Here is a 19,991-nt window from a genome sequence, read left to right on the forward strand (position 1 = left end):
ACAGTCACAATTAAAAAGAATTGTTAGTCAAAATCAACCAATAACTTTAACACAGCTTTAATATTTTAAAATAACACCAAAAAGTATGTATAGCGGCTGTCTCCTATTACATTAAATTTGACAATCCTGTAAACGTTCCTTCAAAATCATCCTGGAGAGTGAGAGTAATCATACTATATCTTTTTATACAAGTTTATACTTAAGATAACATGGTATGTATGAAGCACAGGAGGAGTGGTTACTTTGAAAAAGGTAGTTGTCGTAGGCGGGGGAATAACAGGACTTTCAGTCATGCATTATTTGCACCAGCTTAAAAAGGAGAAATCCTTAGATTTGGAAATGACCTTAATCGAATCAAATGAATACTTAGGTGGGAAAATCCATTCTGTACATAAGGGTGACTTTATTATGGAGGTGGGCGCAGATTCTATAGTCGCACGTCATGAATCAGTATTACCTTTAGTGGAGGAACTGGGATTAGGGGATGAGCTAGTATATAATGCAACAGGAATTTCTTATTTATATACGAATAATGAACTGCATGCCATTCCAGCTGATTCTGTGTTTGGGATTCCTACAAGTGTAGAATCGCTTGAAAGTAGTACCCTTGTGTCAGATGAAGGGAAAGAGGAAGCCTTAAAGGATTTAGATATGCCGAACGAAGGGTTTACGAAGGAAAGCTCTATTGGATCTTTTTTAAAGCATTTTTTAGGGGAGGAGCTTGTGGAGAAACAGATTGCTCCTGTTCTTTCTGGCGTATATTCCGGAGACTTGGACAAGCTGACTATGGAAACAACGTTGCCCTATTTGGTCGATTATAAAAATCAATACGGTAGTATTATCAAAGGACTCGGGGCTAACAAGGAACAATTTCAAAAATCTGCCAATAAGAAGTTTATATCCTTTGCAAATGGTTTGTCTACATTAATTGACGGGATAGAAAAGGAACTTATAGGATCTACTATTATTAAAGGCGCTTATGTCTCTAATATAGAGCAAAAGGATAGTATGTATTATGTATCTCTATCGGATCATCAGGTAAAAGAAGCTGATTATGTTATTCTAGCAACACCACATGATGTAGCACAAAAAGTACTAAAGCATAAGGAATTAGATACTGACTTCAATAAACTTAAAAATTCGTCTCTCATTAGTATTTATCTTGGTTTTGATATACCTGATGAGCAGCTACCTGCAGAGGGTACGGGTTATATTGTATCGGAAAACTCAGATGTGAAATGTAATGCTTGTACATGGACTAGCCGTAAATGGACGCATACTTCAAAAAACAGTAAGTTATTGGTTCGTATGTTTTATAAGAGCACGAACCCAGAATTTACACAGATGAAGCATATGACTGAGGAAGAACTAATTGAGGTTGCTATGAAGGATATAAGAAATAGTCTTAAGCTAGATGGCATTCCTCACGTAGTTGAGGTAACAAAATGGAACGATATGATGCCAAATTATCATTTGCAACATGCAGAAGCGATCAAATCCCTTGAGAAAAAAATGAATGATCTATTCCCTCAAGTAATATTGGCTGGTTGCTCATATTATGGAGTAGGAATTGGCCCTTGTATCAAAAATGGTAAAGAAACAGCGGAACGAATTGTAGAAAAGATGAAGTAATTCATTACTAAAGACGAGGCTAGGACATAACTAGTCAATAAATAAAAGACGTGAAATCAGCAACTTGATTTCACGTCTTTACTTTTTTAAAGATAACCGATTTCTAATAAAAGAGTTCTCTATTCTTGTTTTTAGGAGAGGAGGCGGCATCTCGTGGTGGGGACAGCGCGAACTGAAAGCCCTCCCCCCGGAAAGCGCCCGCTGTAGTGTAAAACAACTACGTTGTATCTTGAACAGAATTTTGTCCCAGCCTCGTCTATTTTTTTTTTTGCTCAAGTGATTGGTTTTTTCTCGTTTTGATAAAGCGAGTAACTATGCGAGCAAATAAATCATACATATAGAAAGTATGAGGTTAGGTTTGTTATTAAAAAAAAGTAAGGAGCACAAATTATGCCTACAAGCTGGTATCAAGCAATCCCTGAAATTGTGAACTTAGTAGTAAAAGACGCTCCAGGGTCAATTTTAGATATAGGTGTTGGATTTGGAAAATATGGATTATTACTAAGGGAGGTTTTTGATATCCCTTACGAACGTTATGAAAAGGAATCCTGGAGTCTTCAATTGGACGGTATAGAAGGCTTTAAGGAATATAATAATCCAGTACATGATTATGTATATAATAATATTTATTATGGGAATATTTTCGAGGTGCTTCCTACTTTAACGAAGAGATACGACACTCTCTTATTGATAGATGTACTGGAGCATTTCGATAAAAAAGATGGGTTGCGCCTAATAGACGACTTATTAAAAATCACGAATAAATCTATTATTATATCGACCCCTCTATATCCAGCAGAGCAAGGGGAGTACTTAGGGAATGATCTAGAAACCCATAAAAGTCGGTGGAACATCATTGACTTCATTGATTATGATTTCAGATATAGTCAGGTGAAAATTCATGATAATGGGGCAAGTTTATTTAAAATTTATCCGTCCCCTCGGAAGAAATCTTCTTCACCAAAAGATTATTTAAAGATCGGCTACCTTTTACCTCACCAGGGTTTAACTGGAGGAGTGAAGATGCTGTTATCGCAAATGGAAATGCTTCGCAAAAAAGGGCACCATATTACCGCATTTTTAAGAGGTAATTTGGAACAGGAGAAGGTCATCCCTACGTGGTCAAATCTTGAGGTGGATAAGGAGGTTATTATCCCTTATGGTGCACCAACAAATAGTTATGTAGCGGCGTGCGACATAGTTGTCGTAGGGTGGGTATACCAAATGGCGGAGCTACAGGATGTAACGCCTGCAGTTTTCTATTGGGAACAAGGGCATGAGTGGTTATTTGGCGATATCCCCGGTAGTAATTATGAAGAAATAAGAAACACTTTGAAAAATTGCTATAAAACGGGATTGCCTGTTGTAAGTGTATCAAACTGTATCGCTCATATATTGAAAACTAAATATGGTCTAGATACCGAGATTATTCCTAATGGGATAGATACTGAAGTTTATAGACCTATAAGCAAGATAGAAGTTAATGAAATACCAACTATTCTATTGGTCGGCAACCCAAATCATGGATTTAAAGCATTTGGTGATGCGATAAGTACGTTGGATTTGTTATGGAATAAAGGTTATAAGTTTAAGGTGAAATGGGTGTGTCAATCGCATCCTGGTTACACTGTGAATTTTCCTATGGAATTAATTGTCCATCCCCCTCAAGACGTTTTAGTGCAAAGCTACCAAGAAGCTGATCTCTTTTTATTTACCTCGCTTTACGAAGGATTTGGAATGCCTCCTTTAGAAGCAATGGCTTGTGGTTTGCCTGTTGTAACAACAGATTGTGGAGGAGTAGGGGAGTTTGCGATTGATGGCTATAATTGCTTAATGGCGGATCCTGGAGATACCAACCAACTAGCAGGGCATTTGGAGAAGCTTCTGAATGATATAGAACTAAGGAAATTGTTAGGCGCTAATGGAAGGCAAACTGCATTAAACTTTCGATACGAGCATGTAGTAGATCAAATAGAGGGATATATGAAGAAAATTATATAGGATATAAATTAGTTTATTTAAACTAATTTTCTTACATCTTCTAGACATTTATTCTTAACTGTAGTGATAAAATAAAGATTAAAAAACGAGGATGATTGTGATTTTTCATAATCACCCTCGGATATACATAGATCAATATTGATTTAGAGAAAATAGATTTAACGTATAACTTCTGTGCCACTCTTCACTTTTTTTAGCTGGACGACTATTATTATGCTGATAATTACTAGAAGAAACCAAGAACTAATCTTTCCAATATGAACGATGGACCATGCTTGCTCTTGGTTAGGATATTGCCAAGCTCCTAAAAAAGTAGTTATGTTCTCAGCAACCCAAATAAAGAAACCAATTAATAAGAAGGATAGAATAATAGGCATTTTATATATCTTTTCATTTACACGAAAACTTACGATAGTCCGAAAGAATATAAGGAATAAGAGGGCCTTTAAAATCCAGCGAATATCATAAAGGTAATGGTGTGTAAAAAAGTTCATATAAATTAAAGCACCTATCAGCACTGCAAAGATGGATGCGGGCCATTGATAAATATGCAGATCAAATCTTCGCCATGCCTGACAAATGTAGCTTGCTACACTTGCATACATAAATCCGCTATAAAGCGGGACACCCAAAATTTTACTGTGTGCATCCTCTGGATAAGCCCAGGAACCCATATGTACTTTAAATAGTTCTAATGCTAAGCCAATCACATGAAATAGACAAATAACCTTAAATTCATCCCAAGTTTCTAATTTAGATGCTAGCATAAAGACCTGGCCAATAATACAAATAATGAGGATGAAATCATAGCGGGGTAAATAAGGTATAGAAAATGTCTTGGAAAGGGCTAGAGCACCAAAAATAATTACAGGAAAAATGCATGAAATAGCTTGTAGGTAACCAAAATATATAAAGTTCTTCACGTCATGGTTTACCTCCTAACTGATGGTCTTTTTGGTTTAAACAAACACATATAAAAGGGGACGAATAGAAAAAGAAGAAGTTTCTGCACTCCTGTAGTCTATAAGGACTATTGATTTTGAGGGGTGCATAGAAAATTTTCCTACCTTAACGACGCTTAATAGGATATAATATTCCTCGTGAATCAGAGATATATTAAATGTCCGTAATAAGGGGTAATTTTAACAAAGGAGAATATATGTGAACGCTGATAATAGTACGGTTGATAGAAGAGTGAGAAGAACAAAGAAAATATTCAAGTCTCATTTTATAGAATTGGTGAAAGAAAAAGGCTATAAAAATGTTACCGTTACGGATGTAGTAGAAAGAGCGGACTACAATCGAAGTACATTTTATATATATTATAAGGATAAAGAGGATCTTGCGGAGGAGCTAGTGCTAGAAACTTTAAAGGATTTAGAATATGCTTTTCACAGCCCGTTCTTAGGAACTGCTGTTGTAGATTATAACAAAATTATTTCTACATCAAATGCTTTCTTCAAACATTTATATGACCATAGAAGTGTTTATAGTCTTTTATATGTAAAAGATTCAATCCCTGGATTTCAAGACTGTTTTTTAAATAAATTCAAGGAAATATTCTACGGTATAACCTATCTGAATGAGTCCAATGAAGTCATTGGGATTAAACACTTCAATACTTATAAAATGTATGGGTCATACGGAGTGATTGTAGAATGGCTACAAGAAGGATGTAAAGAAACCCCTGAAGAAATTGCAGATACACTTTTAGAAATCTTTAAAACTTCAGAAAGTGCCTTTAAGCTAGAAAAACCAGCTATTAGAAAATGATGTTCTAGGAAAACTAAACTTCCAATAGCTAATTGGCTAAAAGAAAAAGACACTTCCGTTCTTCTTGAACAGAAAGTGCCTTTTTATTATCTATTTATTCATTCATTTAGAACATTCAATACTTGATCATAAATCTCACAAAGAAAGTGGGCTAGTAGTTACTGCTACTAGTCCACTTTCTTGTAAATATATATTATAATTGTTTTTCTTTTTCAGAGTCCACAAGTTTTTTATCATCTTTTTCTTCATCATTGATGATATCTCTCGTAGAAGTTTTAAATTCTTTTAAGGTTTGACCAACCGCTTTACCTAGTTGAGGTAGTTTGGAGGGACCAAAGATTACTAGAGCAATAATTAAAACTAGTATTAGACCCGGGATACCTATATTTGGCATATTGTTTCCTCCTTGTCTGTAATTTGAATGACCGTGCACGTTTACTATAACATATCATTACAGAAAAATGGTCTTCCCTAGCTTAGATTCGTTGACTAATCTATATAGAGATTACACTAATTCTTTTTCTTTTTTAGCTGCAACTAATTGTCCGCCACCGTTTTTCAGATACTTTATCATACCTTCTGTCGCTCTATAAGTAAGAGCTGCAGCTGTTGGTGTTGGATTAGTTGGTCCAAAGTGAGGGAAAGCAGATGCTCCACATACAAATAGATTTTCTGCGTCCCACATTTGAAGATAATTATTTACTGCAGACGTTTCAGGATTCTCACCCATAATTGCTCCACCAGCATCATGTTGGAATGTAAATCTTCCACCAAAATGTTCTGCCATTGGGATAACGTCTATTATATCAGCACCCATTTCTTTTACAACCTCGGCACATTTTTCTACAAGGAATTCATTACGTTTATGATCTTCTGCTGTGTAGTCAAATGTAACACGGATTAGTGGATCTCCATTGTCATCTTTATAGACAGGGTCTAAGTCTAAGTAATGTTCTTTATGCGGTAAAATAGCTCTTTGTGAAACAACTGTTACATTTCTATGGTAGTAATGTAATGAGTTTTTCTTGAATTCTTTACCCCAAGTTGGTGTTCCAAAAGGAGCTGGATTGTTCGCAATTGGTTCGTTACCAAATAAGTGCATTTCTACTTGACCACCATGGATAAAATCAACATCACTATGGTCAAAGTTATCGGCATTGAAATCGTTAAATGCTGAACCTAATGAACCTGTTCCGATGAAACTGTTGAATTTTTCTTTTTCAAAGTAACCGATTGCTCCGGTAATTGTATGATGATCTGTATAGTTTTTTCCGATTACTCCAGTACCTGTTTTAGGATTATAAGGTTGTCCTATTCCAGATAAAAGAAGTAGACGAACGTTATTAAATGTATAGCTTGTTAAAGCAACGATATCAGCTGGTTGCTCAAATACTTCACCAGTTCTAATATCTTTGTACAACACGCCTGTTGCTTTTCCATTTTCATATAGAACACGAGTAACTAAAGAGTGAGTACGTAATTCAAAGTTACCTGTCTTCTTAGCAGTTGGGATAACAGTTACGATCGGATCTGCTTTAGCTCCGTATTCACAACCATAATTACCACAGAAAGCGCAATATTGACAAGCGTTTAGTTGTTCTCCATCTGGATTTACATATGTTTCGGAAACATTTGCTGTAGGAACTACAAATGGATGGCGACCAAGCTTTTCTGCTGCTTCATGGAACATTTTCATTTGTTTAAGTTTCTTTAAAGGTGGAGTAGGGTAATCAATAGATCGTGGACCAGCCATAGGATCTACTTCCCCAGAAATACCAGCCATTTGCTCAAACTTGGAGTAGTACGGTTCTATTTCATCGTAAGTAAGACCCCAATCTTGAATAGTTACATCTTTCCCAATTTTACCTTCGCCGTACTTTTCAATTGTCTTACTGCGAATTTCAAAGTCATATGGGAAGTAACGATACGTTTGACCACCCCAGTGAGCACCACCGCCACCAGTTCCTGTACCTACAACGAGCGCATTTTCACTGCGCACAGGAAGAGCCTCGTCATTTAATGTGTTTCTAAAAGTAATTGTATCTTTATTTAGTTTTTGCATTAGTTCTTTACGTACATTGTACTTTAGTTCATCGTGTCCATGAAGATAATCTTCGATAGATCTTTCAACTCCACGTTCAAGACCAACTACTTGATAACCAGCTTTAGTCAGTTCAGCAGCAACTATTCCGCCAGTCCAACCCATACCAGTTGTTACAACGTCTACTTTTGGTAATTTTGTAACCATAACTTAGTAACCTCCATTTTCTATTGATTAATGTTTATGTCCACCTAGACTAACAGGTGCTATTGAAACGAATTCTTCTTCATCTAAATAAGCAGTGTAAGACATTTGAGCTCCAGGAAATTCTTTCATCTTCCAGCCAGCCATATCTTTGTTACCGCCATATAGTGGATCTGCAAAGCAGCCTTGTAATGTTACAGTTCTTAAATTATTGAAGAACACAGCTGAGTTCATAAATTGCATTTCTACCTCACCCATTTGGAATGCAGTTAAGATTGCAATCTGTTGTTCTTCTGTTAAATCTTTGAAAAGAGTTCCATCATGCTGTTTTTCGGCAACCTCATTTAGCTTACGGACACCTTGAAGGAAAATTACACTGTTGTCCAAAGGAACCTCGCCAGCTTTAAATGGTCCCTTGCGGTAATCATCCGCATTAGTTCCCCATGGACTTGCTAATGCCTTGTCGATAAAGTATGGTGCACCTAAAGCAATTGCTCCCGGTCCATGTTCATCCTCTGGATAGATTAGCTCAGTAGCAGCAGCTAATGCGTCAAAATCCTTTTGACGAACAAAAAACTGACGAGTCTCACTATAATCTACAGTTTTATGCGCTGGAGATGCAGTAGGTGTAGCTTCCGTCTTGCCACCGACTAAACTACCAAGTGCACCACCTAGTACTAAACCTCCAACTGTAAGTCCAGAGTTTTTGATGAACTTCCGTCTTGAAGAACGCTTATCTAAAAAAGTTTGTTTGTTTTCTTGTTCTGACATTTTTGTAAACCCCCTATTATGATTTGCTTAATGGAATATCGAATGCCAATTGTAGATTAGTAAAAAGAAACCTGTAAAAACTATCAAACTGGCAATAAAATAGATTTGTACTTTCTCTGCCCAGCAAAGAACAATAATAGCTAAACCGACGCCCGCACCAAGTAATGCAAACCAAGGGAAAGAACTGTTTGAGAAATGTAGAAAAAGTGCAAAATCAGCTACTAGAAATAGAGCTAGTAGGATTTGATTTAATAGAACTAGTTCTTCTCTATTATAATTAGACATTATTATCCTCCTTTATAAGATGAAAATTTTATTTCAATACTATTTCATATAGAACTATGTAACGAAAGAATTTTATCAGTTAAAATTTTTATCTTCAATCATTAATAATGCGAGAATCGACTACCTACACAACAGAATCATTAGAAGTGTCTATTTAAGAGAGTGAATTACATAATTTATTACAATAATAAATAGTGTTTGGTCATATTTTTATCCAACTAATGGGATTAATAAAGTTTTAGCAGAGGATTACGTAACTCTTTTTAAAGGCTATGTTAAAGGGGAGGGGTGATCCATAATCAAATCAGAGAGTAGAATTGATTTCCGCGCTAGCCGGACGCTTTCCTCGGGGTGAGCGATAAGCCATCAACCATCGCTAGCGCGCGTGATTGTGATGTCTTATCTGTCTCACTCATCCCGCTGGAGTCGCCGTCTGGTGCTCCAATCAATAAATGGAGACGGCTTTCATTCGTCGATAAAGTTCTATTTTTTGCATAAACAAAGCTGGAAAACTGATCCAACCATATTTCATAATCTACTTATGTATTTAATAGCTTTGAAATGTCATTTTTTATTGTTTACATCAACCAATCACTTTAACTAAGCTTTTTTAAAAAATAGTTTACAAGAATACGTCTCAGGTCTTAGTTCTATTCAATCCGCAGTCTCTTCTTAGTATTTTCTTGTTAAGAGATGATAAGGAAAAAGAAGTATTGTTTGTGGGGTGGGAAGATGGAGAGAGCGGTGTATATTGTATTGAGCGACTCGGGTACGTGGTTTTCTAAGTTAATAGGATTATATACTGGCAAGAACAAAAATCACGCATCGATTGCCTTTGATGAGCAATTGAAGGAAATGTATAGCTTTGGAAGAAAGCAACGATATAATCCAATCAATGGGGGGTTCGTTCAAGAAAACGCGAGGGTAGGATTACTTTCAAATGCAAGTTGTTCTATATTTGAATATAAAGTATCTTTGAGCGAATATAATCGGATGCGTGATAAGGTGCTTACCTTTAAAGCTTGCCAAGAGAGGTATAAATATAATTTGCTTGGCTTGCTAGGAATTGCACTTCAGTTAAATATTCAAAGGGAAAATGCCTATTTTTGTTCCCAGTTTGTTGCGACAATCTTAAATGAATCATCTTTAAATATAAAAACACCTTCTCAAGTACAACCGCATCACTTTGCTGAATATCCTAGTATGCAACCAATTTATGAAGGCAGGATACAATTCTTTTTAGAAGAAGAAATGGTTAGTTTAATAGGAAAAGAATGCATATTATAGCTACTTCCTTTTTCCTTTACTGGAATATTTACTTTTACTTTTGGAAAGAATGGAGTGGAAGTAAAGTTTGAGCTAGGAGGATAAAAGATGGAAAAAGATCATTCTAACAACAAGACCAATCGAGAGACAGAGGATACCCTGACCAATAGACAGGGACATCCGATTACAAACAATCAAAATATTAGAACGGTTGGAAATAGAGGTCCGGCAACGCTTGAGAACTATGATTTTATAGAAAAAATAAGTCATTTTGACAGAGAGAGAATCCCTGAACGGGTAGTGCATGCACGTGGGGCTGGAGCGCATGGCTATTTTGAAGCATACGGAGCGGCTGGAGAAGAGAACATCGCAAAGTACACCCGTGCAAAGTTGTTTCAGGAAAAAGGGAAAAGAACCCCTGTATTCGTGCGTTTTTCTTCCGTTATTCATGGAGGACATTCACCGGAAACGTTACGCGACCCAAGAGGCTTTGCCGTTAAGTTTTATACAGAGGATGGTAACTGGGATTTAGTGGGAAACAACTTAAAGATTTTCTTTATTCGGGATGCGATGAAGTTTCCGGATATGATTCATGCTTTTAAGCCAGACCCTGTTACGAATATTCAAGATGCAGAAAGATTTTTTGACTTTTGTGCAAGTTCTCCAGAGTCATTTCATATGGTTACATTCATCTATTCGCCTTGGGGCATTCCAGCAAATTACCGTATGATGCAAGGTTCAGGAGTAAACACATATAAATGGGTGAATAAAGACGGTGAGGCAGTTCTCATAAAGTATCACTGGGAACCTAAACAAGGAATTCGTAATTTAACTCAATCAGAAGCAGAAGAAATTCAAGCGAAAAACTTCAACCATGCTACTCAAGACTTGTACGATGCTATTGAAAAGGGGGATTTCCCTGAGTGGGAGTTAAACGTTCAAATTATGAGTGATGGTGATCACCCTGAGTTAGATTTCGACCCGCTAGACGATACAAAATTATGGCCGAATGATCAATTTCCTTGGATGCCAGTTGGAAAAATGGTGTTAAATCGTAATCCTCAGGATTATTTCATGGAAGTGGAGCAAGCAGCATTTGGTACAGGGGTATTAGTAGATGGGTTAGATTTCTCAGACGATAAGATGCTTCAGGGTCGTACATTTTCTTATTCTGATACGCAGCGCCATCGTGTAGGAGCTAACTATTTACAGCTTCCTATTAATGCACCGAAAAAGCGTGTAGCAACCAATCAAACTGGCGGCCAAATGGCATATCGTTTAGATAGAGGACCTTTCCAAAATCCTCATATTAACTATGAGCCTTCTATTTTAGATGGATTACATGAGGCAGAGCAAACCGGTAAGGAATACACCCCAATGATTAAAGGAAACTTAGTTAGAGAATCGATAGATCGCCAAAGTAATACGAAGCAAGCTGGTGAGACTTATCGCAATTTTGAACAATGGGAGAAAACGGAACTATTGTCCAATTTAGTGAATGACTTATCCAAGTGTGATCCAAGAATCCAAGCCAAAATGATTGCCTTGGCAGAGGAAGCGGATGAAGAGTATGGAAGACTTCTTAAGGAAGGCTTGAAAAATGCACCAAAAGGTGGCTCTAGTCAGCACCCGCTTGGTGATGTAGATGGGGAGAAAGCTCCACAGAAAGCAGTAGAAAATAGTCATGAATCAGATCCCTATTGATATAAAAAATCGCTTTGTTAAAGTTATTGGTTGATTTTGACTAACAATTCTTTTTTATAGTGACTGTAAACATAAACAAAGGAACTTTCAAATGGCTATTAAGAACATAAATAGATGATGAAATTGGGGTTGGTGACAGTTTTTAGCTTTGTTTATGCGAGTAAATTTATTAGCGCTTTATCGATGCTAAAGCTGTTCCCATTTATTGATTGGAGCGCCAGACGGCGACCCCTACGGGATGGGCGATGGCTTATCGCTCACCCCGAGGAAAGCGTCCGGCTGGTGCGAAAAATCAATGCTACTCTCTGATTTAAGATTTCTTTGCATAAATCAACCCTACCCTTATATAAAAAAACGTGAAATCGCTCCTTGATTTCACGTTTTTATTTTTCTCAGTTGGTAACTATATAGCTACGAGAGGAAATAACAAGGTCTAAGGATTTAAAAATTCAGAGAGTTTTTCTTACTTTTAAAACCTATTGTTGTACTAGGGAATAGAGTTCCTATATACTAATGATAATATAATAATCTTGTTTTTCTTAACCATGATTAGACTTTAAATAGATTAATAATGAGGAGATGTCGGATATGTCAAAAATTTATATTATTCATGAAAATGATGAGTGGACGATTCATTTAACGAAAAGATTAGAGGAACTTAATCTGCCTTATGAAAGTTGGCATTTAGACCAAGGAATTGTAGATTTAACGGTCGAACCACCAAATGGTGTATTTTATAACCGCATGAGCGCATCTTCTCATACTAGGGGACATAGGTATGCACCAGAGCTGGCTGGAGGTATGCTTACATGGTTGGAGCATCATGGAAGAACGGTATTTAATGGAACAAAAGCATTAAGCTTGGAACTGAGTAAAATCAATCAGTATGCATCATTAGAAGCAAGCGGTATACGAACACCTAAAACAATAGCTGCCGTTGGTAAGGAACACATCGTTTCTGCTGCCGAAAAATTAGGGGTCGTCCCTTTTATAACCAAACATAATAGAGCAGGGAAAGGACTAGGGGTTCAATTATTCCAAACAGTCGATGCATTAAAGGAATATATTTATGGCCCAATGTTTGATGAACCTGTGGATGGCATTACATTAATTCAAGAGTATATTCAATCTCCAGAATCGTATATTACAAGAGCAGAGTTTGTCGGAGGAAAGTACTTATATGCTGTTAGAGTTGATACCTCTGAGGGATTTGAACTCTGCCCGGCTGATTCGTGCCAAATTGGGGATGCCTTCTGTCCAGTGGGAGAGGAGCCAACTGTTAAACCAAAGTTTGAGATCCAAGAGGATTTAGAAGAAGGATGGATTGCAAAATATGAAGCCTTCCTTCAACAAAACAAAATAGATGTTGCAGGTATTGAATTCATACGGGATAGTAATGGTGAAGTCTACACCTATGATGTAAACACGAATACGAATTACAATGCGGACGCTGAGGAAAAGGCTGGAAAATACGGCATGCTAGAGCTTGCTAAGTTTCTAGGAGCAACACTAGAAAGCTTAAAAGCATTTAACTAATGAACAAAGGAGGGACATGAGAAATTCATGCCTCTCCTTTCATAGATATGTAATATTTTAAGAGAAATCCTCTTTTAAAATGGAGTAAATTTTTAAATCTACATATTTCCCTTTTACTTTCATCCCTTTTCTCATAGTACCCTCATAGGACATCCCCACTTTTTCCATTACACGCGAGGAGCCGATATTCTTGACAAAGCATCTAGCCTGTATGCGTATTAAGTCCATGTGATTAAAACCAAAATGTATCAATGCTTTGGCAGCCTCAGTAGTTAACCCTTGTCCCCAGTATTCAGGGGAAAGAACGTATCCGATTTCAGCACTATCATGTTTAATTTGCCATTGGACGAAGTCGATAGTTCCGATAAACTGACCTGTTTTCTTGTATTCAATCCCCCACGGTGCAATATCTTTTTTCTCGTACTGCTTTAGAATAAAATGAATGAATTCCTTCGTGTCCTCTATTGTATTGTGCTGATCCCAAGTAACATATTTAGATACTTCTGGATTGGATCCATATGTATACATATCCTCTGCATCACCTAGCGTAATTTTCCGCAGTATGAGTCTTTCAGTCTCCAATTGTGGCAAGTCCCCATAAATCGTTTGAATTTCCATTCCAAAACATCCTCCCTTTTGTTAGTTCTTTCCATTATAATTTTATTTTTAAAAAAAGAAAGACTATTTAGATATAATGGTAGTAAGCTAATTATAGAGAAAAGAGGGGAAATATGAAAAAGTATGAAGTTATTTTATTTGATTTGGACGGAACGTTGTCTGATCCTAAAATAGGAATTACAACCTCTATCCAATATGGATTAGAAAAAATGGGGATTTTGGAGAAGGATCTTGAAAAGTTAGAGTGCTTTATAGGACCGCCATTACAGATTTCTTTTGCAGATCATTATGGCTTTAATGAAATGCAATGCCACCAAGCCATTTCTTTTTATAGAGAGAGATTTATAGAAACTGGCATGTATGAGAATGAACTTTACGAGGGCATTATCCCGTTGTTGGAAAAGTTAAAAGCGGCAGGGAAAAAGCTTGCAGTTGCTACCTCTAAGCCTACGGTATTTGCTATTGGAATTTTAAAGTATTTCCAAATTGAAGATTACTTTGATGTAGTGGTTGGTAGTGAATTAGATGGAACTAGGTCAGCTAAGGCAGAAATCATACAATATGTTCTAGATGAGTTTCAAGATAATACGAAGGATAGTTTTATCATGATTGGAGATAGAAAGCATGATATGATTGGAGCTAATTTAACGGGCATAGATTCCATAGGGGTAACGTATGGATTTGGTTCGTCTGAAGAGTTGGAGCATGCAAGTGCCACTTACATTGTTGATAGTATAGAGGATCTAGAGAAGATAATTGCTTAAAGAAAAAATAGATTAAGCGAAGCTATTCTAAATGGTGATATAAAAGGAGTTGTAACAATGAGCTTTGTAGCTTTATTGATCAGTCTATTGGTAGTTGTTTTTGGTGTAGCTATTTTAACAGGAATCATCTATTTGTTGATGAAAACATCTAAGAAGTAAAAGGATTTTAGCTGAAAATAAAAAGACCGATTGCAAAGTAGCGTTCGGTCGTTCCTTTTAATATTTATAGGATTGTCCACCATCGATTGTAATAACACACGCATTTACAAACTTAGATTCATCAGATAACAAGAATGCGACAACGTTTGCTACCTCTTGAGGTCTACCGAAACGTTTCATAGGGTTAACGGAAACAAATGCTTTTCCAGCCTCTTCCCAGCCTTCTTCTCCACCGATTTGCTTTAACGAAGCTTCTACCATAGGAGTCATGATTGCACCGGGAGCAATTGCATTAATATTGATACCGAATTGACCGTACTCTATTCCAGAGTTTCTAGTAAGTCCGACTACACCGTGTTTACTAGCAGAGTAACCCGACTGATTCCCGACACCACGAATACCGCCGACAGAAGCAGTGTTTACTACAGAACCAGCTCCATTTTTTTTCATCTCAGCTAGTACATATTTTAAACCATAAAATACTCCGTTTAGATTAATATTCACGACCTTGTGGAACTCTTCGATACCGAAATCCTCTGTCAGGTTTTGCTTGCCTTCAATTCCAGCATTGTTGAAAAATCCATCTATACGTCCAAACTTGTTAACTGTTTCATCCACATAGTTTTTAACTGCTGCCTCTTCTGCAACGTTTGCTGTAACTAGGAGTAATTCAGTATTTGGTGCCACTTCTAGGATACGACTTTTAGTTTCCTCTAGGCCATTGCTATTTAAATCTACCAATGTCAGTTTAGCTCCATCTTTCGCCAAAGTTATGGCAGTGACCTGTCCTAGACCTGAACCAGCTCCAGTTATAATAATTACCTTTTCATTAAAACGTTTAGTCATAAACAGTTCCTCCAATTTGTAGTCTTTACTATATCTCGCATGCTATTAAATAGTACAAGTTAGGTTGCCTCGAAAATGTATTACTATACATTGGTTTCCTTGTTAATTTACAGACCTTTTAGTTTCCCTCTATAATAAAAGAGTTATATAGTGCGCTTTGTTTTTTGAGTCGTATGTGTGAAGCTCTTTATAATAGATGTCTCTGCTACCTCTCGTTGTTTGTATTTAAGCGCTTTCTTATTTAGGAGGTACTAAAGTGAAGTTCGTTTCGTGGAATGTCAATGGGCTGAGAGCCTGTGTGAATAAAGGATTTTTAGATTACTTTCAGGAGGTAGATGCTGATGTTGTATGCCTTCAGGAAACCAAGCTGCAAGAAGGTCAAATCTCATTAGCTTTAGATGGTTATGAGCAGTATTGGAACTATGCATTGAAAAAAGGGTACTCGGGAACTGCTATCTTTACAAAGATTAAACCTATTTCAGTTAAGTATGGTGTAGGGGATTTAGAAACCGAAGATGAAGGACGCATTATTACAATGGAGTTCGAGGATTTCTATTTAGTGAATGTTTATACTCCAAATGCCAAACGTGATTTAACAAGACTTGCTTATCGATTAGAGTGGGAAGACGACATGCGTACATATTTAAAGCAGTTAGATACTATAAAGCCTGTTCTCATGTGTGGAGATTTAAACGTGGCTCACACTGAAATAGATTTGAAAAATGCTAAATCCAATAAAGGTAATTCAGGATTTACGACAGAGGAAAGAGGGAAGATGACCTCGTTATTGGCAGAAGGATTTGTCGATACCTACCGATACTTCCATCCAGACCAAGAGGGCGCGTACACGTGGTGGTCATACATGAGTAAGGTGAGGGAGCGCAATATCGGGTGGCGCATTGATTATTTTATAGCATCCGAAAGGTTAAGCCCACGACTGATCAGTGCTTCGATTGACGCAGATGTGTTAGGTAGCGATCACTGTCCCATTTTATTAGAAATAAAGGACTAAAAGTCATGAATAGCTTATAAAATATTCAATATATTAAGGGAAAGGATACTATCCCTTAATAAAATAGAGTACAATGTGTTTAAAATAGAAAAATTCTGGAGGTACCAATAGATGAATGCTTTAGCTGTCCAATTAAATGAGAAAATGCAAAAAGAGAATCCTGCAATTTTTAATATGTTATCCGATTTAGGCAAAAATCTATACTACCCAAAAGGAATATTAAGTCAAAGTGCAGAGGCTGGAAAAAAAGCACATCGCTTTAATGCTACTATTGGGATTGCTATTGAAAATGGAGAGCCTATGCATTTTCGTCATATTCAAGATAAATTAGATTATAGTCCTAGCGACATTTATCCATATGCCCCACCTCAAGGGAAGGAAGCACTTCGTTCTGCTTGGAAGGAAAAACTACTGATCGACAACCCTTCTCTCCAAGGGAAAAACTTTGGGCTACCGATTGTTACTAATGCATTAACTCATGGACTAAGTATTGTTGCCGATTTATTTATGAATGCCGGTGATGTAGTTATTACCCCCGATCAATACTGGGGCAATTACAATACAGTCTTTCAAATAAGAAGAGGAGGAAAGGTGGAAACTTTCCCTCTATTTAATGAAAATGGTGGCTTTGACGTAGAAGGCTTCCGAGCTACACTTTTAAAGCAGACAGGAAAAGCTATTGTATTATTAAACTTTCCTAACAACCCTACTGGCTTTACTCCATCTGTTCAAGAAGGAGAAGCAATTGTTGATGCTTTGAAGGAAGCGGCTGATGGCGGTTTAGATATAGTAGTGGTATTAGATGATGCCTATTTCGGTCTTTTTTATGAGGATTCTATGAAGGAATCACTATTTGCCCTACTAGCGGGTGCCCATTCTAATATATTACCTATTAAAGTAGATGGAGCAACGAAAGAAAATTACGTTTGGGGTCTCCGGGTTGGTTTTATCACCTATGCTGCTTCTCCGGACGTATTAGACGCACTAGAGCAAAAGACAAAGGGTATTATTCGAGGTACGATCTCAAGTGGGTCTCATATTTCCCAAACGATGATTTTAGAGTCACTTCAATCAGATGACTTCCAAAAGGAAAAACAAGAGAAGTTCAATATTATGCTAGGAAGAGCAACTAAAACAAAAGAAGTGCTTGCAGATGCAAGATTTAATGCTTACTGGACGTACTATCCATTTAACTCTGGCTACTTTATGTGCTTAAAACTTCATGATTTAGATGCGGAAACGCTTCGTCTACATTTACTAGATCAATATGGTGTTGGCGTTATAGCTAGTAATACAACTGATATTCGTGTAGCCTTCTCTTGTGTAGAAGAAGAGGATATTGAGGAGCTATTTAACCTAATCTATAAGGGCTGCCAAGATCTAACTAAATAATTTGGCCTGTTAAAACTACCTAAGAAAAACTGAGGGCACTGAAAAACTAACGAGTTTTAAAATCTAATTGGTTTTTCAACCAAAAACAAGGCACTTTCTGTTCAATTCGAACGGAAAGTGCCTTATTTCATTGTCTATTTCTTACTCTTTTTCATTTAGTAGTTTCATGATCCGTTTCAGGTTGACAGCGAATATCGTTGTGGCACCTTGTATTTCCATGCCAAATAAACCCGCTGATTTTGCCGTTTTATAGCCGTGCGGATTTTTAATCTCACTATTTTTCGCCTCAATTTTATAGCGTTTTTTGGCTAGTTCTTTGAAGGCCTCAGTTTCTTGGAAGGCCTCTTGTTCTTCATGTTCATTTGATTTCAATGAGATGCTATACGTTTTACTTTTCGCACCTTCTGTATAGCAGCCTTCACGCATTGGACAAACTTTACATTTTTCGATGTCAAAATAAAAGGTGATTTTTTGATTTTGATTTTCATTTTTCTTTCCAGTCCGTGCTTTTCGAATCGCCATGTGCCCGACTGGGCACACAAACATACCGGCATCTTTATTAAAATCAAATGCAATTTTTCTTTGACCGTTACCATTTGTGATAACGGGATTTAATTTTGAAATTAATTGAAGTTCTTCCGATTTGGCGTATTGTAAATTATCTTTGCCTGAATAAGCCGTGTCTCCAATGATCGTCTCGATGTCCATCCCTGTCCCTTTACTTTTCTCTACTAATTCTTGAAGATATTGACCATCACTTTTTTCACCAGTTGTTACAATCGCGGCTGTGATAATTCGTTCATCACTCATCGCGATATGCGTTTTGAATCCAAAGAAAGCCGAGTCTGCCGATTTATGTCCGACACGCGCATCAGGATCTTTTGAATGACCCAACTGTGTATCGTAATCATCGATGACTTCTTTTAAGACATTTAATTTTTCTTTCACAGCAGGGATTTGTGCTACTTTTGATTGTGTTTCGACGACTTCCACAACTCGGCGGCAATAATCCAATTCCTCCGTCACTTCATTTGAAGTTGGCTTTTTAGGAAACTTTCCGACCATCTCTTCCTCGAGTTGGTAAACCGTTTTACGCACATTTTTTGATTTTTCTTGTAAAAACTCTTTTGGTGATTTTTGATTATAACGAGCTTTTGTGTGAGTTGCATCGACAATAACGGTTTTACTGGTGATAAGCCCTTTTTCCAACGCAATTTCAACCGTCTTTCCAATGAGTAAATCTAATAGATTCATGTCTTGGAGACGAAGGCGGCGAAATTTTGTAAGAGAACTGGAATCAATGACCTCTTCTTCTGGTGACATATCTAGAAAATATTTAAACGACATATCGAATTTTGAACGCTCTACGAGATCGGCATCTGATAGGTCATGTATGGCTTTCAACAGTAAATATTTGAACATACGAATAGGTGGAATCGCATTTCTACCATTATCCAAACAATATTTTGATTTTAATTCGTCTAAGATAAATGAAAAATCGACGAGCTCGTTGATTTGGCGAAGCATATTATCTTTTGGGATAACTAAATCATACAAAGCTATATAAGGGCTCAAATTTAGTGTTTCTTGTTTGGAAATCATGGCTGCGTCACCTCTAGTTAGTTTTACTCATTATACTATGATAAGAGGATGTAAGATAAAGAAAAAGCGATTGCGTGAACAGAAATCTGTTCACGCAATCGCTTTAGTAATTTCATTGACTTTTTCAGTGCCCTCGAAAAACTTAGGTAGTTTTTTTGCGGTTTTAAGGAGTTTAGCATCTAAACTTAGAGATAGAATAGTGGAAATCTATAGCATATTTTATCTTATAGAGAGATTTGAATAGGACAGGAAACTTATCGGCAGTTACATTACTTATATTTATTAAATATGTGATTGTATTTCCTTCCGAGAGAATTAATCCCAATTGGTACGCATATTTTATAGAGTATTAAATCTATTTTCTTTAGTAGTTCGAAAGAAAAAA

The 19,991-nt window shown here is 36.8% G+C and carries 17 protein-coding genes; 9 read left to right on the forward strand and 8 right to left on the reverse strand.

Annotation, left to right across the window (positions count from 1 at the left end; all coding sequences use genetic code 11):
• The first annotated feature begins 243 nt into the window (after positions 1 to 243).
• Entirely contained in the window at positions 244 to 1,632 is a 1,389-nt protein-coding gene (locus MKX96_RS03485) for a protoporphyrinogen oxidase (RefSeq protein ID WP_340882001.1), read from the forward strand.
• A gap of 390 nt (positions 1,633 to 2,022) precedes the next feature.
• Positions 2,023 to 3,633, forward strand: coding sequence for a glycosyltransferase (locus MKX96_RS03490; RefSeq protein ID WP_340882002.1), 1,611 nt, complete (start codon positions 2,023 to 2,025; stop codon positions 3,631 to 3,633).
• 158 nt (positions 3,634 to 3,791) lie between these two features.
• Here MKX96_RS03490 and MKX96_RS03495 read toward each other — a convergent pair whose 3' ends face one another.
• Complete coding sequence (locus tag MKX96_RS03495) at positions 3,792 to 4,556, reverse strand: DUF817 domain-containing protein (protein ID WP_340882004.1); 765 nt, start codon at positions 4,554 to 4,556, stop codon at positions 3,792 to 3,794.
• A gap of 238 nt (positions 4,557 to 4,794) precedes the next feature.
• Between MKX96_RS03495 and MKX96_RS03500 the strand changes: the two genes are divergently transcribed.
• On the forward strand, positions 4,795 to 5,406 hold the full coding sequence (locus MKX96_RS03500; RefSeq protein ID WP_340882005.1) for a TetR/AcrR family transcriptional regulator: 612 nt from the start codon (positions 4,795 to 4,797) through the stop codon (positions 5,404 to 5,406).
• Between the two features lie 193 nt (positions 5,407 to 5,599).
• On the opposite strand, the gene MKX96_RS03505 is transcribed toward MKX96_RS03500, so the two are convergent.
• The 4 genes from MKX96_RS03505 to MKX96_RS03520 all read right to left on the reverse strand — a co-directional run bounded on the left by MKX96_RS03505 (position 5,600) and on the right by MKX96_RS03520 (position 8,707).
• Positions 5,600 to 5,800 carry a twin-arginine translocase TatA/TatE family subunit gene (locus MKX96_RS03505; protein ID WP_340882006.1) on the reverse strand — a complete coding sequence of 67 codons (201 nt, stop codon included), beginning with the start codon at positions 5,798 to 5,800 and terminating at the stop codon, positions 5,600 to 5,602.
• A 111-nt stretch (positions 5,801 to 5,911) separates the two neighbouring features.
• Complete coding sequence (locus MKX96_RS03510; protein WP_340882007.1) at positions 5,912 to 7,654, reverse strand: GMC family oxidoreductase; 1,743 nt, start codon at positions 7,652 to 7,654, stop codon at positions 5,912 to 5,914.
• Positions 7,655 to 7,681: 27 nt separating this feature from the next.
• Positions 7,682 to 8,422 carry a gluconate 2-dehydrogenase subunit 3 family protein gene (locus MKX96_RS03515; protein WP_340882008.1) on the reverse strand — a complete coding sequence of 247 codons (741 nt, stop codon included), beginning with the start codon at positions 8,420 to 8,422 and terminating at the stop codon, positions 7,682 to 7,684.
• A gap of 27 nt (positions 8,423 to 8,449) precedes the next feature.
• Positions 8,450 to 8,707, reverse strand: a complete 258-nt coding sequence (locus MKX96_RS03520; RefSeq protein WP_340882009.1) for a hypothetical protein — start codon at positions 8,705 to 8,707, stop codon at positions 8,450 to 8,452.
• A gap of 732 nt (positions 8,708 to 9,439) precedes the next feature.
• Here MKX96_RS03520 and MKX96_RS03525 point away from each other — a divergent pair.
• The 3 genes from MKX96_RS03525 (at position 9,440) to MKX96_RS03535 (ending at position 13,213) form a co-directional block, all read left to right on the forward strand.
• Entirely contained in the window at positions 9,440 to 9,994 is a 555-nt protein-coding gene (locus MKX96_RS03525) for a hypothetical protein (RefSeq protein ID WP_340882012.1), read from the forward strand.
• Positions 9,995 to 10,081: 87 nt separating this feature from the next.
• Complete coding sequence (locus MKX96_RS03530) at positions 10,082 to 11,677, forward strand: catalase (protein ID WP_340882014.1); 1,596 nt, start codon at positions 10,082 to 10,084, stop codon at positions 11,675 to 11,677.
• A gap of 588 nt (positions 11,678 to 12,265) precedes the next feature.
• Positions 12,266 to 13,213: an ATP-grasp domain-containing protein gene (locus tag MKX96_RS03535; protein WP_340882015.1), complete on the forward strand. Its 948-nt coding sequence runs from the start codon at positions 12,266 to 12,268 to the stop codon at positions 13,211 to 13,213.
• A 57-nt stretch (positions 13,214 to 13,270) separates the two neighbouring features.
• On the opposite strand, the gene MKX96_RS03540 is transcribed toward MKX96_RS03535, so the two are convergent.
• Positions 13,271 to 13,831 (reverse strand): GNAT family N-acetyltransferase, encoded by a 561-nt coding sequence (locus tag MKX96_RS03540; protein WP_340882017.1) that lies wholly within the window; start codon positions 13,829 to 13,831, stop codon positions 13,271 to 13,273.
• Positions 13,832 to 13,944: 113 nt separating this feature from the next.
• Between MKX96_RS03540 and MKX96_RS03545 the strand changes: the two genes are divergently transcribed.
• The gene (locus MKX96_RS03545) at positions 13,945 to 14,595 is read left to right on the forward strand and encodes an HAD family hydrolase (RefSeq protein ID WP_340882019.1); all 651 of its coding nucleotides are present in this window, start codon (positions 13,945 to 13,947) and stop codon (positions 14,593 to 14,595) included.
• A 216-nt stretch (positions 14,596 to 14,811) separates the two neighbouring features.
• Here MKX96_RS03545 and MKX96_RS03550 read toward each other — a convergent pair whose 3' ends face one another.
• A complete protein-coding gene (locus MKX96_RS03550) occupies positions 14,812 to 15,600 on the reverse strand; it encodes an SDR family oxidoreductase (protein WP_340882022.1) in 789 nt (262 codons plus the stop codon).
• Positions 15,601 to 15,856: 256 nt separating this feature from the next.
• On the opposite strand from MKX96_RS03550, the gene MKX96_RS03555 reads away from it, so the two are divergent.
• Together MKX96_RS03555 and MKX96_RS03560 are read left to right on the forward strand one after the other, a co-directional pair.
• Positions 15,857 to 16,612 carry an exodeoxyribonuclease III gene (locus MKX96_RS03555; protein WP_340882024.1) on the forward strand — a complete coding sequence of 252 codons (756 nt, stop codon included), beginning with the start codon at positions 15,857 to 15,859 and terminating at the stop codon, positions 16,610 to 16,612.
• Between the two features lie 111 nt (positions 16,613 to 16,723).
• Positions 16,724 to 18,004 (forward strand): aminotransferase class I/II-fold pyridoxal phosphate-dependent enzyme, encoded by a 1,281-nt coding sequence (locus tag MKX96_RS03560; protein WP_340882025.1) that lies wholly within the window; start codon positions 16,724 to 16,726, stop codon positions 18,002 to 18,004.
• A 141-nt stretch (positions 18,005 to 18,145) separates the two neighbouring features.
• On the opposite strand, the gene MKX96_RS03565 is transcribed toward MKX96_RS03560, so the two are convergent.
• A complete protein-coding gene (locus MKX96_RS03565) occupies positions 18,146 to 19,606 on the reverse strand; it encodes an IS1182 family transposase (protein ID WP_340881957.1) in 1,461 nt (486 codons plus the stop codon).
• Between the last annotated feature and the right edge of the window lie 385 nt (positions 19,607 to 19,991).

This window comes from Psychrobacillus sp. FSL W7-1493 (assembly GCF_038004905.1).
Lineage (GTDB): Bacteria > Bacillota > Bacilli > Bacillales_A > Planococcaceae > Psychrobacillus.

Excerpts from the sequence above, each read along its gene's own strand:
- MKX96_RS03490 (WP_340882002.1), top strand. The coding sequence starts at position 2,023 with ATGCCTACAAGCTGGTATCAAGCAATCCCTGAAATTGTGAACTTAGTA.
- MKX96_RS03505 (WP_340882006.1), bottom strand. The coding sequence starts at position 5,800 with ATGCCAAATATAGGTATCCCGGGTCTAATACTAGTTTTAATTATTGCT.
- MKX96_RS03510 (WP_340882007.1), bottom strand. The coding sequence starts at position 7,654 with ATGGTTACAAAATTACCAAAAGTAGACGTTGTAACAACTGGTATGGGT.
- MKX96_RS03515 (WP_340882008.1), bottom strand. The coding sequence starts at position 8,422 with ATGTCAGAACAAGAAAACAAACAAACTTTTTTAGATAAGCGTTCTTCA.
- MKX96_RS03520 (WP_340882009.1), bottom strand. The coding sequence starts at position 8,707 with ATGTCTAATTATAATAGAGAAGAACTAGTTCTATTAAATCAAATCCTA.
- MKX96_RS03525 (WP_340882012.1), top strand. The coding sequence starts at position 9,440 with ATGGAGAGAGCGGTGTATATTGTATTGAGCGACTCGGGTACGTGGTTT.
- MKX96_RS03530 (WP_340882014.1), top strand. The coding sequence starts at position 10,082 with ATGGAAAAAGATCATTCTAACAACAAGACCAATCGAGAGACAGAGGAT.
- MKX96_RS03535 (WP_340882015.1), top strand. The coding sequence starts at position 12,266 with ATGTCAAAAATTTATATTATTCATGAAAATGATGAGTGGACGATTCAT.
- MKX96_RS03540 (WP_340882017.1), bottom strand. The coding sequence starts at position 13,831 with ATGGAAATTCAAACGATTTATGGGGACTTGCCACAATTGGAGACTGAA.
- MKX96_RS03545 (WP_340882019.1), top strand. The coding sequence starts at position 13,945 with ATGAAAAAGTATGAAGTTATTTTATTTGATTTGGACGGAACGTTGTCT.
- MKX96_RS03550 (WP_340882022.1), bottom strand. The coding sequence starts at position 15,600 with ATGACTAAACGTTTTAATGAAAAGGTAATTATTATAACTGGAGCTGGT.
- MKX96_RS03560 (WP_340882025.1), top strand. The coding sequence starts at position 16,724 with ATGAATGCTTTAGCTGTCCAATTAAATGAGAAAATGCAAAAAGAGAAT.
- MKX96_RS03565 (WP_340881957.1), bottom strand. The coding sequence starts at position 19,606 with ATGATTTCCAAACAAGAAACACTAAATTTGAGCCCTTATATAGCTTTG.